At 46.7% G+C, this 15,784-nt stretch carries 14 protein-coding genes and 1 other annotated feature; all 14 genes read right to left on the minus strand.

The window, feature by feature from the left end; translation table 11 throughout:
* Positions 1-86: 86 nt before the first annotated feature.
* A complete protein-coding gene (locus tag M3629_RS17055; protein WP_251508666.1) occupies positions 87-947 on the minus strand; it encodes a M50 family metallopeptidase in 861 nt (286 codons plus the stop codon).
* A complete protein-coding gene (locus M3629_RS17060; RefSeq protein WP_251508668.1) occupies positions 940-1,881 on the minus strand; it encodes a M23 family metallopeptidase in 942 nt (313 codons plus the stop codon). The genes M3629_RS17055 and M3629_RS17060 overlap by 8 nt, the downstream gene beginning before the upstream one ends.
* A gap of 314 nt (positions 1,882-2,195) precedes the next feature.
* Entirely contained in the window at positions 2,196-2,990 is a 795-nt protein-coding gene (gene minD, locus M3629_RS17065) for a septum site-determining protein MinD (RefSeq protein ID WP_090919093.1), read from the minus strand.
* 3 nt (positions 2,991-2,993) lie between these two features.
* Entirely contained in the window at positions 2,994-3,656 is a 663-nt protein-coding gene (minC, locus tag M3629_RS17070; RefSeq protein WP_251508670.1) for a septum site-determining protein MinC, read from the minus strand.
* A 74-nt stretch (positions 3,657-3,730) separates the two neighbouring features.
* Positions 3,731-4,264, minus strand: a complete 534-nt coding sequence (locus tag M3629_RS17075; RefSeq protein WP_251508673.1) for a rod shape-determining protein MreD — start codon at positions 4,262-4,264, stop codon at positions 3,731-3,733.
* A complete protein-coding gene (mreC, locus tag M3629_RS17080) occupies positions 4,264-5,136 on the minus strand; it encodes a rod shape-determining protein MreC (protein WP_251508675.1) in 873 nt (290 codons plus the stop codon). Before mreC ends, M3629_RS17075 begins: the two co-directional genes overlap by 1 nt.
* A gap of 181 nt (positions 5,137-5,317) precedes the next feature.
* Complete coding sequence (locus M3629_RS17085) at positions 5,318-6,352, minus strand: rod shape-determining protein (RefSeq protein ID WP_090919103.1); 1,035 nt, start codon at positions 6,350-6,352, stop codon at positions 5,318-5,320.
* Positions 6,353-6,539: 187 nt separating this feature from the next.
* Positions 6,540-7,229 carry a RadC family protein gene (gene radC, locus M3629_RS17090; RefSeq protein ID WP_251508677.1) on the minus strand — a complete coding sequence of 230 codons (690 nt, stop codon included), beginning with the start codon at positions 7,227-7,229 and terminating at the stop codon, positions 6,540-6,542.
* A gap of 31 nt (positions 7,230-7,260) precedes the next feature.
* Positions 7,261-7,875: a Maf family protein gene (locus M3629_RS17095; RefSeq protein ID WP_123064555.1), complete on the minus strand. Its 615-nt coding sequence runs from the start codon at positions 7,873-7,875 to the stop codon at positions 7,261-7,263.
* A gap of 89 nt (positions 7,876-7,964) precedes the next feature.
* Positions 7,965-8,207 carry a DUF4321 domain-containing protein gene (locus M3629_RS17100; protein WP_090919108.1) on the minus strand — a complete coding sequence of 81 codons (243 nt, stop codon included), beginning with the start codon at positions 8,205-8,207 and terminating at the stop codon, positions 7,965-7,967.
* Positions 8,208-8,353: 146 nt separating this feature from the next.
* A complete protein-coding gene (locus M3629_RS28685; protein ID WP_251508679.1) occupies positions 8,354-9,613 on the minus strand; it encodes an SPOR domain-containing protein in 1,260 nt (419 codons plus the stop codon).
* 279 nt (positions 9,614-9,892) lie between these two features.
* Positions 9,893-11,212, minus strand: coding sequence for a UDP-N-acetylmuramate--L-alanine ligase (murC, locus tag M3629_RS17110; protein ID WP_251509245.1), 1,320 nt, complete (start codon positions 11,210-11,212; stop codon positions 9,893-9,895).
* 56 nt (positions 11,213-11,268) lie between these two features.
* Positions 11,269-12,645 carry a bifunctional folylpolyglutamate synthase/dihydrofolate synthase gene (locus M3629_RS17115; protein ID WP_251509247.1) on the minus strand — a complete coding sequence of 459 codons (1,377 nt, stop codon included), beginning with the start codon at positions 12,643-12,645 and terminating at the stop codon, positions 11,269-11,271.
* An 88-nt stretch (positions 12,646-12,733) separates the two neighbouring features.
* Positions 12,734-15,397: a valine--tRNA ligase gene (locus M3629_RS17120; protein WP_251508681.1), complete on the minus strand. Its 2,664-nt coding sequence runs from the start codon at positions 15,395-15,397 to the stop codon at positions 12,734-12,736.
* Positions 15,398-15,456: 59 nt separating this feature from the next.
* Positions 15,457-15,742, minus strand: a binding site (T-box leader).
* Positions 15,743-15,784: the final 42 nt, after the last annotated feature.

Here is a 15,784-nt window from a genome sequence, read left to right on the forward strand (position 1 = left end):
TCAATTCATCCACATCCATTTCATATTATGGGCAATAACTATCCAAAATGTATTACCCCGTTTGAGAGCAGGTTCATCAGCAGACTTTACAATTTATCGGTATTTTGTCGAAAATAAGAACCGATCACACGCTGTTCAGGCAAAACTGCTAGGATACGTCCCTGCTTATTCATCACGTATACCATATGGTACCTTTCCCTTTTTAATAGACGCAAAATAGTGTCCAAAGGTTTCGCTGGGAACGAGATTATTGGTTGGGCCAAGCCACCTGTAGCTGCATACCGGACAAAAACAGCTTCCCGGTTCATCAGAAAACGGATAAAACGATAAGGCACGTTCCGATAATCCGTAAAATTAGAGTAAAACAAAAAAAGGCCTATTAATAAAAGGTTCAACGGAAGCCCGTAATCACCGGAAAGCCACTGGCTAATGGCAACCAAAATAACCCCTGCGCTACACAGGAGACTGATGCGATAAGTCCACATGAGCGTAGTATAGTAAGGAGCCCACAGGCTGACGATCGCCTGAACGATTTTCCCCCCATCTAGTGGCAGTACAGGCAACAGATTAAACAAAGCAATGAGCAGATTGGCTTCGATGATATAATCCAAAAAGAGTGGGTCCCCCAACTGAAATCGCCTTAGAATCAGTACGATGCCAACCATCAGAATGTTCTGCAATGGTCCTGCCAAGGCTATGACAACCTCGCGGTAAGCCGTCAGTTTGCCTCCATCTTCAATCACAGCCACTCCCCCAAACGGAAGCATCTGTATAGACAGTACACGGCAGCCCAGAAGGGCCGCCGCCGCAGCATGTCCGCATTCATGAATAAACACGATGGCAAACAGCGTGATTAATTCAATAAAGTGTCCGGTTAGCAGAGAGGTCATCATGATGATGACAAAAAACGGGTGAAGCGAGATTCGCACTCCCCACACCCTAATCAAGGGCAACGACTTCCGCAGGGTCTACGTACTCTTCTCCTTCTTTTATCGCAAAATATAGCGTAGCAGGTTGATCCGTACTTCCACCTTTTAAACTTCCCACTACATTCCCCGCCTCGACCCAATCGTTCACCTGGACGTCACTCTCGTTCATTCGGCCGTATATGGCAGTCACCTTGCCAGCGTGCTGGATAACGACGGTATATCCGCTGGTTGCATCCCCCAGAACCTCAAGCACGCGCCCGGCACCTGAGCTGACGACTTGCACAAGCCCTCCTGTAGTAGCGGCATCTGGAACAATCTCAATCCCCTTCATACTTAAAGCAAATGGCTGAACGACCGTACCTGAGATCGGTTTTCCGAGAAGCTGCCGGATTCCTGAGCCGTTTACTACATCGGTGGTATGTCCAAGTACCGGCAGGAAAGAAGGTGTCCCACCGAAATTCCGTTCATACCATGCCGTAGCCGCAGCAAAATCCATATCGTTATGAAGTACATCAGCAATAACGGTTTTGGGTGCTATTGTCCATGATGCATTCAATTGAAACAGTCCCCACACGCCTGCAAATAGTACTGCACTGACTACCGTACGCCGTAGTAACGATCGGAACAACTGAAGACCAGAACGCCCCGTAGGGCCGAAATGTCCATTCTCCTTCTTCCACAGCCATTCCGGGTCTCTTTCCGCTGGTTCCTCTACAAAAGCAAACGGCTTCTGCCGGTTGGTTTCGTCATGCTCGCTATTTCTACCCTGATCTTTACTTCTATCTATACTTGAGTCTGCATTTTTCTCTCTCTCACTGCCCTGATCTCTTTCTCTTCCACGATCCCATCGAAAAGCCGGCTTTTGTTCTTGCAACACTTCATGCACTGCCCCCTCCATAAGCCGCCGAATCCGTTCTTCTCTTCTCTGTTTGATTCTCTGTTTTGTATTCATGCCATGTCCTCCCACTGAGGCTTGTTTACTACATCCTATGAATCAACGGCAAAGAATATGAACAAGCCTCCATACTAACTGAACCGAAAATAAGCTTTAGCTTTAAATTACGAATGTTATGTGCGGGAGTGTCACTACGGCAGTTTACCAAATAGCTGACGCACGTAATCACACGTAATAAACCAAAGAAAAGCCTATGAGTAGTGAGTAGAGGGTGAGTAAACGAGGCGAAAACAAAAAAACAGCCGGACACGCTGCCCCGGCTGTTACTTGGAAATCTATTTAATTACACTTGTTTCAAGCTATACATACCTTTAACCCATCCCAAAAAATTTCTTGAAACGGGAAAAAGCACCCTTCTTCTGCTCCATCTGCATTAATGGCACGGTATCTCCCAAGATTCGTCTTGCAATATTGCGATAAGCAATGGCTGCAAGTGAATCTGGGTTCATCACTGTAGGTTCGCCTGAATTGGCCGCCTTGATGACAAGTTCATCATCAGGGACGATACCAATCAGGTCGATATTAAGTACTTGTAAAATACCATCGATATCAAGCATGTCACCTGACTTCACCATATTGTTGCGAATCCGATTCACCACCAGCTTAGGAGACTGAATGTGTGAACTCTCCAGCAATCCGATGACACGATCCGCATCACGCACTGCCGCATTTTCTGGTGTAGTGACCACGATGGCCTGATCTGCTCCCGCTACCGCATTTTTGAATCCCTGTTCAATTCCTGCCGGGCAGTCAATAATGACGTATTCAAAATCTTTTTTAAGTTCCAGGATGATATCCTTCACCTGTTCTGGCGATACAGAGTTTTTGTCTCTCGTCTGCGCTGCAGGCAACATGTATAATTCTTCGAAACGCTTGTCTTTTACTAAAGCCTGATTCAGACGGCAACGGCCGTCCGCAACATCGCACAGATCGTAAATAATGCGGTTCTCGAGTCCCATCACAACATCCAGATTACGAAGGCCGATATCGGTATCGACCAGACAAACCTTTTTACCAAGCAGCGCTAAGGCTGTCCCGATGTTTGCCGAGGTGGTCGTCTTACCCACACCGCCTTTACCCGAAGTGATCACGATCGCCTCTCCCATGAGCTACACTCCTTTAAACACATTAAAATCTCGGCGCAACCGAACGATATTGCTCATCTTGTCGATCTGCATCTGATTGTCCTGCAAATAAGCAAATTCCATTCCGGTTTCATGACTCTCCCATTCATCCGGAGGGCGACTAATCACATCGGCAATCCGCAACTGTGTGGGTGCAAAAACTGATGCTGCGATAATAGCCTCTTCGTCCCCGCTGATTCCGGCATGAGCCATACCTCTGAGTGAACCCAAAACATATATATCCCCAGTGCACGTCACCGTGCCTCCTGGATTGATATCTCCGAGAAACAGGAGATTCCCCTCATGATGAAGCACCTGACCTGATCGTACCATACCGCACATCGTCACAATCGGCGGGGGACCCTTGACCTCTTGTACAAGTGCAGGCGAGTCAATGGATCGGATCAATAGATTCCCTTTTTGCTTCAATGTATCTAGAATCTCTTCTTTCTGATCTTCCGTAACTTCGCGCGCCCCCAGCTTGATATCCACATGAACAATCGGTCCGGTCAAAATGTTTTGATGGCTGTGTTCCAGCTTATAGCGGAGCTCATAGAGCAATTCCTCGAATTCACATTGATCGTCCAACAGGAAAACCAAGCCGTCTCGGATGCCTTTAATCGTTACGTGATTCGATTTTACCGTCATAAGCCTGTCCCTCCCATCTCATTACATTTCGTGCCCTGGTTCCTAAGTTCCTGCTTCTTGCTCCATAAATGTCATCAGGAAGCTTCATCTGCTTTACTTTTAGGTGTGCCGATCTTCTCCAACTGTTTGCGTAGAGGTACATAAATGATCAGGGTAAACACAAAATGAACAAACAGATTAGGGATCATGTATTCAATCAGTGCCCAGTCAAAGGTCACATGATTGAGTTGGAAGAGCTTGTATAAGAAAAATAACATCGTATCGTTCAGCAAACTTCCAAGCAGGACAACCGAAACCATGATAGGCATCGGTGCACGCGGCGCCTGAAATATGAGTCCCATCATATAAGCAGACAATCCCATGGAGAATCCGTAAGGCCCAATCATCTCCCCGTAAAAAACGACATCATGCAAAAGTCCAAATAATATGCCGAGCACAAGGGCTGTGTGCCTGTGATAATACACAGCAAAAAACAAAATTACGATATAAACCAGGTTGGCTGATATACGCATTTGCCAAGCCGAAGGAATGATCTGCGGCAGAATCGTATCTTCGGCAATAAACAGAACGAACAGTAGCAGAAACAGAACCTGTTTGCGCGTGACCATTATTCTTTAACCTCAGGCGGAATGATTACAATTAGCTCTTTCCAGTCCAGAAAATTCGCATATGGCTCGATCGTAGCCGTCTTCGTTAAACCATACTCGCTTTTCTCGATACTCTTCACTTTACCAATGCGCATATACTTCGGAAAATTGTTGATTATGCCGGAAGAGATGATTTCATCATCTTTTGCAATATTAGAATCCTCTGCAATCTTGGTCATCTTCAACATACCGCTCTTCGGATCATAACTCTCGATCATGCCAAACACTTTCTCTTTACCTACAGCCGTAGCTGCAATCGCATTTGATGTTGGATCATTGGCATCCATCGAAGTTAGCAAGTTCACCGTTGATGTATACGAACTGACATGGCTGATTACCCCAACCAGTCCTTCCTGTGAAGTAACGGCCATACCCGGTTTAATGCCGGCGTTCTCCCCGATGTCTATGTTAATCGTTCTACTGTTCGGATCGGAGTTGGCACTTATCACTTGGGCTATTCGAGAACCATAGTTGTATCGATTTTGTTGTTCTTTTGTAAAATTAAGTGCCTTCTGAAGCTGCAAGTTTGTCTGCTCCAGATCATTGTATTTCAATCGGTCACGCGTATAGTGTCCCATCGCGATGCGAAGCTCTTCATTTTCCTGGTATACCGCACGCATGTTCGCTACATCTTTGAAAAAGCCCGCTACATAAGAAGCGGGCTTGTAAAATACGTATTGTACAAATCCAACTGAATCCTTAAGGAATTTCTCCGGCCAGGATAAATTGGCTCGCGGACTAAGCGTAAAGCCCATCAGCGCGATAAATGTAACAAGGCCCACCAGCAAAACAAAAAGTCTTTTGTTGCCAAGCAGTTTAAACAGTTCCAACACCCTCTAACATCCATTATTCTCTTCCGAGCCCAGCCCGGCGGGGAGATATCAGACCTGAAGTTCTTGCGAGAATATCAATCGATCCTCCCCTGTTAAGCGGGTTATAGCTCTCCCGGGATTATCCGGGTAATCTACATTAAAGTGTTGCCGGCCAATCAAGGATCAGACGGCAAGCAATCCATTAACGCTTGGAACGAACTGCTGAACTGCTTCTGCTTTTAAACATATGAATATTTTCCAGTGCTTTACCTGTGCCGATCGCTACGCAATCCAGCGGATTCTCAGCAACAATGACAGGCATTCCTGTCTCTCCAGCAAGCAGCTTATCCAGATTGCGAAGCAGAGCTCCGCCGCCTGTCAGGACAATTCCACGATCCATAATGTCTGCTGCAAGCTCAGGAGGGCATTTCTCGAGTGTTACTTTTACCGCTTCAACGATAGCATTCACGGTATCTGCAAGAGCTTCGCTGATCTCATCAGAAGTAATGGTAATGGTCTTCGGCAGACCTGTTACCAGATCACGTCCACGGATTTCCATCGTTTCCACTTGTTCCAGCGGCATAGCTGAACCGATATCCATCTTCAACTGTTCGGATGTACGTTCACCGATCATCAGATTGTATTGGCGTTTGATGTATTGAATTACGGATTCATCCATCTCGTCGCCTGCTACACGCACTGAACGGCTAGTTACGATACCACCTAGAGAAATGACAGCCACTTCCGTTGTGCCGCCGCCAATATCAACGACCATGCTGCCTGTCGGTTCCCATACGGGCAGATCTGCACCAATAGCGGCTGCAAATGGTTCTTCGATCGTGTAAGCCTCACGTGCTCCCGCCTGTTTCGTCGCATCTTCAACTGCACGTTGCTCCACTGCCGTAATTCCGGATGGTACACATACCATCACGTTGGGATGACGCTGAAACATAGAGCGCTGTTTCTGAGCCTGACGAATAAAGTATTTGATCATCGTTGCAGTAGTATCGAAATCAGCAATTACGCCATCTTTCATTGGACGAATTGCGCGAATGTTGCCAGGTGTACGTCCGATCATTTTTTTAGCGGACTCACCCACAGCCTCGATACTTTTTGTATCCGTACGCAGTGCAACAACCGAAGGCTCGCGCACCACAATTCCTTTTCCACGTACATAAACCAGCGTATTCGCTGTCCCCAAATCAATACCCAAATCTTTCGTAAAACCACCAAACATGACGTATTCTCCTTTTCTGCCTCATATTGCTGCTCCTGTTTCATTACAAGAGCATAACTTTCATTCCCACGAAACCGTGGAGCTAATATTCGCATGTAGTATTTTGAATCTGCAAAGTAAAGTGAACCTATCTTTGACGGACACGTCCGTTATCATTCATAGGAAAACATCAACGCCAACCATTATATTATACCAAGCCCTTCTCCTTCAAACTTACGTATGTTCCATCACCAATAACAAGGTGGTCCAGAACGTCAATGCCCACGATTGCGCCGGCTTCAATCAGTCTTTTGGTTATCTGAATATCTTCCGGACTAGGCGTTGGATCACCGCTGGGATGGTTATGTGCGCACACAATTGAGGCACTGCTGCATTTGATGGCGGCACGAAATACTTCACGCGGATGAACAATTGAAGCATTAAGGCTGCCCATGGAGAGTGTTTCCTGAGCTATGATATGATTTTTGCTATTCAAGAAAAGACATACAAAATGTTCTTTCTGCAAATAACGCAGTTGTTCCATTAGAATATCCGCAGCATCACGTGGCCTACGGATCGATGTCGATGGAGCAAGCCGACTCTTGGCTATCCGATGGCCCAGTTCTATGCCTGCTTTAAGTTGCACAGCTTTGGCTTGTCCGATGCCCTTCATAGCTGTCATCTCTTCAAGGCTCAGATCCATCAACGAACGGATGCCACCTGCTTGGTTCAGTATCCGCTGTGCCATATGCATCGCGGATTCCTGTCTCGTTCCTGTTCGAAGTAATATAGCAAGCAATTCGGTATGACTCAAGGCGCCCGCCCCATACTCCATCATGCGTTCTCTCGGGCGATCTTCCTGGGGGATGTCGCGCATCATGTATTGAGGCGACTCCATACGTTCCCTCTTTTCACAGCATCCGTTTTGATTATGTTTGTGGCAACACGTACACGCCAAATCCCTCCAGCATGTCACTGAGCAGAGATAGTGGCAAACCTACCACATTAAAATAACATCCTTCAATGCGGTCGATCAGTGAAGCGCCAATACCTTGAATAGCATATGATCCTGCTTTGTCTGAAGGTTCTCCCGTCTTCACGTAAGCGCGGATTGTAGCTTCAGACAGTTCCTTCATCGTTACATCCGTCTGACGATAATGCACCACTGAATGTCCGGTAGCTGCATCAATACAAGCGACACCCGTAAACACACGATGTTCCCTTCCTTGCAGACGTGACAACATCTGCTCAGCATCAGACTCATCCACAGGCTTGCCCAAAATCTCGTTGTCAAGAACAACAACAGTATCACTGCCTACGATAATGGCATCCTTACTGCTACCTTCTAGTCCACGATACACAGCAAGCGCCTTGCGAAGAGCCAATTCTTGCACGGTCTGTTCTGGGGTCCAGTCTGATGGTGTATTCTCATCGGCATAACTCGGTATAACTTCAAACGCTAAATGGAGTGACGCGATCAGTTCCTTGCGCCGCGGCGATGTGGAGGCCAGAATAATCGGGCGCTGTTCTGTGTTATTCGACATTAACGGCTCCTTATACTACGGCAACACCTGTCCGAATCACAATAATAGATGTCACTAGTTTATTTTTTTGGTCAACATTCGTCATTCTCCTACAGTCTTCGATACAGCCACACAGCCGCAATAATACCAATTAGACTCAGGAGGCTCATTTGAAATTGAAATGAAAGGTCATAACTGAAAATATCCAGATCAGCCTGGGGCGACCAGCGAATCGTCGTGACCTTGGTTAGAAAGGCTACAGCCTTAACGGGCTGCAGTGCCTTGGCGATCCACGCTCCGGCCATCCAGCCAAGCAGTAGAAACAATAATAACACGCCGAAGTTTTTTTTCATCGGTTAATCTTCCCTCGCCATTTTTTGACACCCACATTATTATACGGGGTTTTGTACGTCAATACAAACACAAATCCGGCAGGGGGAACTATTTCCAGTTCCTTGCCGGATAGGAGTTTTGGAGCGTTGTTATGGGAATGGATGCTTTATTGCTTTATAGACTCAAGCCACTTTTTCTGTTGGAGCACATACTCCATCAAATCAGACTGTACCGCCCACATATGAACAGCGTCCGGATTTTTATTATACTCTGCAATGGCTGTTATCGCGCTGTTCATCGATTTTTCCATGCTGGACACAACCGGCTGCACATCTACCGCCATTCCAGGCGCGAGGCTCTTTATACCAGTCAACCATGTTTGATGCTGAGTCTGTAGTGCTGCCATCATATCCGGTGAAATGGCTGCTTGTACCGACTGACCCAATTGCTGGATCGAGAGTGTGGATAACTGATCGACAAGAGCGGAGCTGTTTTTGAAGAAAAGAGCAACGTCCTCCTGCTTATCCCCAAAGATCGCCGGATCCACCGCCGGATTAACGATCTCTTTGACATACAATTCGACTCCCTGAGACTTTAGTCTGGTGCTGAGGAGCTTGGCCTCCTCACGATCCGCAGAGATGCCGGCATAGACACGATTTCCATCTTCTGGGTCCGAACTCGCAGCTAAGCCCGTTTGGGTGAGTTCAAGCTTCGCTTGTTCCGCTCGCTCCGGGGAACTAAACACTCCATATTGTAGGGCATAATATGTACCGCCTGAAGAAGAAATTTCAAGTTGCCCTGCTGTTCCGGCCTCTCCCTCCTGACCTGACACAGTAGAAATGCTCTGATTCACAGGAAGCATTTCATCGGGCTTTACCACGCTCTCCTTATTAAAAAAGGACAAAATAACCATACCGAACAGAGCTCCTGTTACTAATGCCCCTGAAACAGACCCAATCATCTTCCAGCCTCTGGGAGGACGATTTCGTTTATATGAATAGTTCTCTGATTCAACCATCCAGTTATGGCCTTGATCCAGATCTTGACTTCTTTCCGAATCAAATTCATATTTATCATCCTGCATATTCCGATCTGAGGCGTAGTTTGCATTGGTTGAACGAGAATCAAAATCTATATCTTGATCAGAAATCCGGTAGTTTAGCGAATCCGCGTGTTTCAAACGATCCGATTCAGAACGGGAAGCGTCTGCTAGAATCGTTCCTCCCCAGTCCACAGGTATGTCCTCTGCTGCCCATGATGATACTGTCTTGTTGTTTTTGTCCGGTTCAGGATTCGGCAGCTTCTGTACTGTATTAGACAAGTTTCCGTGCATTGTGACCAGCGTACTAGATGCTTGTATCTCCTGGTTTCCCAGCTTGTCCGACTCCTGATCTCCGAAGCGAAACGTCATTCTGGCATTGCTCACCCGTACCCTCTCCTTTGTCCCATTTATATCATCTATATGTTGAAATGGAGGGCAACATACCACGAAATGGTTAAATCTTCTGGTTCATTGATCCTATTCAAATCAAGCCAAAAAACGTCTGGCTTCATGTAGAAGACAGACGTTTTAAGTACAATACCCATTGATTAACGGTCCAAGGAACATACACTCGATGAGAAATTACCAGGATCTTTAGCAATTTTCTCCGGATTTCTTTGATCCTAAGTTCAACCTGTATTATTTCCCCAAAAGATTACAGTGCTATTTCAAACCTTTGGCGAGTATATCGCCGACTTTCCAAATATCCCCTGCACCCATTGTAAGCACAAGATCTCCTGGCTGTAACCGCGGCTCTAGATCAGCCACGACTTCCTCTTTGGTCGGCAGGTATCTTGCTGATGCGTTGCTGTTCTGTACGATCAGTTCAACGAGTCTAGCGGAATGGACACCTTCAATTTGCTTTTCACCGGCAGGAGAATAGATATCGGTAATTAGCACCTCATCCGCCTCGGCAAATGCCCGACTGAACGCATCCAGCAGGAAAAATGTCCGTGTATAACGTTGAGGCTGAAATACGGCAATAATCCGTTTACCTGTCGCTTTTGCCGCACTGATTGTAGCTTCGATTTCCGTAGGGTGGTGAGCATAATCGTCAATAATCAACATATCACGTTTCTCGCCTAACACTTGAAATCTGCGCTTCGCCCCATGGAATTGCACGATCGCTGCTGTAATCTTCTCAAATGGAATACCTGCTTCGAGACAGGTAATAACTGTAGCCATCGCATTGTAGACATTGTGCTTGCCAGGTACAGACAACTCCACTGTTCCCATTGCTGCCCCTTGATGATTCATAGTGAAAGAGATACGGCGATCCCCGAGTATGATATCTGTAGCTGTATAATCAGCAGCTTGCTCGATACCATAAGTTGTGATGCGAGATTTGAGGTGCGGTAAAATAGCCTGCACATTTTCATCATCAGCGCATACAATGGCTGTGCCCTCTGGGCGAATCTGACTGAGGAACTGTACATAGGCTTTCTTTAGTTCCTCAAAGTCACTGTTATAATTCTCTAGATGGTCAGCTTCAATGTTCGTTACGATGCCAAGCCAAGGATGGTACTGTAAAAAAGATCCATCGCTCTCGTCCGCTTCAGCGACAACCCACTCACCTTGACCTGCTTTGGCATTCGTGCCCAAATTCATGATCTCTCCACCAATAATGTAGGTCGGATCGATTTCGCATTGCTCCATAACCAGTGCAATCATGGAAGATGTTGTCGTTTTGCCATGCGCCCCTGCAACAGCCACGCCTTTGCGCTCATTTAACAAACGCGCCAGCATCTGTGCGCGATGAAGAATAGGTATGTTTAGCTGCTCCGCAGCCACACGTTCCACATTATCCGCAGGAGCTGCTGTAGAATAAACGACAAGATCCGCTCCGTTCACATGCTCCGCGGTATGTCCAATATATATTTTCGCCCCTTTGGCTGCCAACTTCTCTGTCAACTCCTGTGAAGCGACATCCGATCCGGTAACGGTATATCCCATCTCCAGCATAACCCGGGCGATGGCACTCATGCCATAACCGCCAATCCCTATAAAATGAACATGTTCCGATGTGTTTAACAAAACTTTCACCAACCTTTTTCAGAATCGGTTTGATGCAAAAGGGCCGCCCGCACGTCCGCAATCAGATAAAGCGTGCCGGAAACCACCCCCAGATCCTCCGCTTCCGTCCGTGACTTCAATAGATCAAGTGCCTTTGCCCAGTTCGGCTCGACGATGATATCCAGTTCCTGCTTCGCAATGGCGGGACGTACCCGTTCGACAATCTGCAACAATTCGGTTGCAGACATTTTACGGCGGAAATCTGGCTCGGTCAGGATCAGCGTATCCACTAGTGGCAGTATATGCTGCAAATATGCTTCGTGATGCTTATTCGCCAGCATACCCATCATCAAAATTAACTTTTTTTGAGGATAACCGTCGATAATGCTCTTGGCAAGCGATTCTGCCCCTTCAGGATTATGCGCTCCATCGAGTACAATCAGTGGATTTTCACTGACTTTCTCAAATCTTCCCGCCCAGAAGGCATTCTCAAAACCAAGTTTAATATCGTCTTCATCCAGCATAAATGCCATATATTGTCTTAGTAATTCAAGAGACATTAATGCAGCAACAGCATTATCACATTGATATACACCTTGCATACGAATGTGAATATTCAGATCACGGAATGGACCGGAGAACTGAAGAGTTTGTCCATCCTTGCTACTTTCAAGCCTTTGGTATGAAAATTGGTCCCCAGCCAAGTACACCGTTGATCGCAATCGCTTCGCTCTCTCCTGAATGACCTTTACGGCTTCAGGTTGTACGGCACAGGTTACAACGGGTACACCCGGCTTAATGATGCCCGCCTTTTCATGTGCAATCTGCTCAACGGTATCTCCAAGGATATCCGTATGATCCATACCGATATTGGTGATGACGGACACAACGGGAGTAACAATATTCGTTACGTCCATCCTTCCCCCAAGCCCAGTCTCCCATACTACAATATCGGGGTAACACTCTTCCGCGTAATATAGCAATGCCAGTGCCGTCGATACTTCAAACATCGTAGGTGATCCGAGCGGTGTTGACGCCATTTCTTTTACGAGAGGAAGCAAACGATTCGACAGCTTTAACAATGTCTCTTCTGGGATGTCTTCACCGTTATATTGAAAACGGTTTGTAAACTTGGTGATATAAGGTGATGTAAACGTTCCAACGTCATATCCCGCTTGAAGCAGTACTGACGTCAAAAAAGCGCAAGTCGAACCTTTACCGTTCGTTCCCGCGACATGAATGAATTTGAGCCGTTGGTGCGGATTACCAAGCTGTGACATCAGGCTTTCAATACGTTCAAGTCCAGGCCTGATACCAAAAGGAATAAGGCCATTGATCCAATCCACGGCCTCATCATACGTCTGTAAAGGAGTAGCTTTATCTGTCCCGTTTAATTCCGTCATCTGATTCACCTTCAGTTTCCTGTTTGATTGAAGATTGAAAAAAGCAGCCGGATGGCGCCAAAAGCGTTCCATCCGACCCTTTTTGATATTAACCTTTGAGCTCTTTGATTCGTGCGATGACTTTATCCCGTTTATCCGAATAATCCGCTTGTTTAGCGCGTTCTTCCTCGATAACTTTAGCAGGAGCCTTCGCTACGAATCCCTCATTCGCCAGTTTTTTCTCTACACGGAGTACTTCACCTTCAAGGTTCTGAAGTTCTTTCTCCAGACGAGCTACTTCCTGCTCAATATCAATCAGACCTGCGAGCGGCAAGTACAATTCCGCTCCCGTGATGATCGCTGTCATGGCTTTGTCTGGTGAACTCAGATCCAATCCGCTCTCGAATTCGGATGTATTACAGAAGCGTTTGATGTAATGACTGTTGCGTTCGATAATACTAGATGCTTCTTCACTGTTCGCTTTGACCATTAATTCGATCTTTTTGCTCATCGGCACATTCACTTCGGCACGGATGTTCCGAACAGCGCGAATGGTATCCATCAGCAAGTTCATCTCCGCAACAGCTCCCGGATTCTCCAGCGCAGGGTCGTATACTGGCCAGGAAGCAAGTGTAATGGTCTCTCCCTCATGAGGCAGATGTTGCCAGATCTCTTCCGAGATGTACGGCATGAACGGATGAATCAGGCGCATGGTCTGATCCAGCACGTAGGCCAGCACCGATTGTGTTTTCTTTTTCGCAACCGGATCTTCTCCGTAGAATGACAGCTTGGCGAATTCGATGTACCAGTCACACAGATCATCCCAGATAAAGTTGTACAATACACGCCCTGTTTCCCCAAACTCATACGCATCGATTAGACGCGTAATATCTCGGGAAGTTTCGTTGAGGCGGTGCAAAATCCAATAATCCGCTGTTCCAAGCTCACCGCTGATGTCACGATCTTCATAAGTGAAACCTTCCAGATTCATCAACGCAAAGCGGGAAGCATTCCAGATTTTGTTGGCGAAGTTACGAGCCTGCTCAACCCGCTCCCAGCGGAAACGCAAATCCTGTCCCGGAGTACTGCTGGTCGATATCATGTAACGCATCGCATCTGCACCGTACTTCTCGATAACATCCAGCGGGTCTACACCGTTCCCAAGAGACTTGGACATCTTACGTCCATCAGCGTCACGTACAAGACCATGCATCAGTACATCCTTGAACGGAATTTCATCCGTAAATTCCAGGGCAGTGAAGATCATACGCGCCACCCAGAAATAAATGATGTCATAACCTGTAACGAGTACATTGGTTGGATAATAACGCTTCAGATCATCTGTATTTTCAGGCCAGCCCAATGTAGAAAACGGCCATAGTGCCGAGCTAAACCACGTATCCAGAACGTCCTCATCCTGTTTCAGCTTGCGCCCTGCATATTCAGGCAATGTTGTTGGATCTTCTGCGGATACAATCACTTCACCTGTTTCTTCGTCGTACCAAGCAGGAATACGATGTCCCCACCACAGTTGACGGGAAATACACCAGTCACGAACGTTTTCAATCCAGTTCAGATACGTTTTCTCAAAACGATCCGGAACAAAGTTAACCCCTTCGCCGCTTTGCTGCTTTTTGATGGCTCTCTCCGCGAGTGGTTTCATCTCTACGAACCATTGTGTGGACAAGTAAGGCTCCACTACTGCTCCGGTGCGCTCACTGTGTCCAACCTGGTGCATATGATCTTCAATATTAATCAGGACACCTTGTTCTTTCAGATCAGCCACGATCTGTTTGCGGCATTCGCTACGATCCAGCCCCTGATATTTGCCAGCTTCCGCATTCATTGTTCCACTTTCATCCATAACGGTAATTTGAGGCAAGTCATGACGTAAACCTACTTCAAAGTCATTCGGATCATGCGCAGGTGTGATTTTCACTGCACCGCTACCGAACTCTTTGTCTACGTAGTCATCCGCAATGACTGGAATCTCACGACCGATGATTGGCAATACGAGTGTTTTACCGATCATGTCTGCATAACGTTCATCTTTAGGATGAACGGCAACAGCAGAATCACCCAGCATCGTTTCTGGACGTGTCGTTGCCACAGTAATGTGACCACTCCCGTCTTTGAGTGGATAACGCAGATGATAGAGATGACCCTGAACTTCCTTATATTCAACCTCAATATCCGAGAGCGCCGTACGATTCACCGGATCCCAGTTAATGATGCGTTTACCGCGATAAATAAGACCTTTCTCATATAACTGTACAAATACTTTGCGCACCGCTTTGGACAGACCTTCATCCAGCGTAAAACGTTCACGGGAGTAGTCCAGAGACAGTCCCATTTTGCCCCATTGCTGACGAATGGTTGTAGCGTACTGGTCCTTCCAATCCCAGACTTTCTCCAGAAATTTCTCACGTCCCAGATCATAACGCGTCAATCCATCTTCACGCAGCTTCTGTTCCACTTTCGTCTGAGTCGCAATCCCTGCGTGGTCAGAACCCGGTAGCCAAAGTGCATCATAACCCTGCATCCGTTTTGTACGAATAAGGATATCTTGCAGGGTAAAGTCAAGTGCATGACCAATGTGAAGCATACCTGTTACGTTCGGTGGTGGAATTACAATGGTATATGGCTCGGCATCCATGCGTTTACCCGCTTGGAAATACCCGCGCTCCGTCCAGATGGAGTACCATTTATCTTCTGCCGCCTTCGGATCGTAAGTCGTCGGCATTTCAGTTGTTGCTTTTTTTTGTTCAGACATGTGTCATTCCTCCGTTACGTCATCTTCATCTCTAAAAAAAACAAAAAACCTTTCATCCATCAAAGGACGAAAGGTTAGCTTTCGCGGTACCACCTTTGTTTCACGCTGATAACAGACATCATGGTTCATGCTCTGAATCTGACGGCGTGACACTTCAAGCAGATAACGGCTGCGACCGGCCTATCCTACCTCCGAGGCTAATGAATGTAATACATTCACCTCCAGTACTCAAACAGGCAACTCCCGGGCGACTTCGATCAGTTGGTTCCTGCGGAATCTCACAGCGCATTCGATCCCACTCTCTGAAAGGTCATACTGTCTACTACTCCCGATCTACGTCATTAATCAAAAATCCTAAACACATCATACCTTGCTCATGCGTGATAG

The organism is Paenibacillus polysaccharolyticus (assembly GCF_023714295.1).
Lineage (GTDB): Bacteria > Bacillota > Bacilli > Paenibacillales > Paenibacillaceae > Paenibacillus > Paenibacillus polysaccharolyticus_A.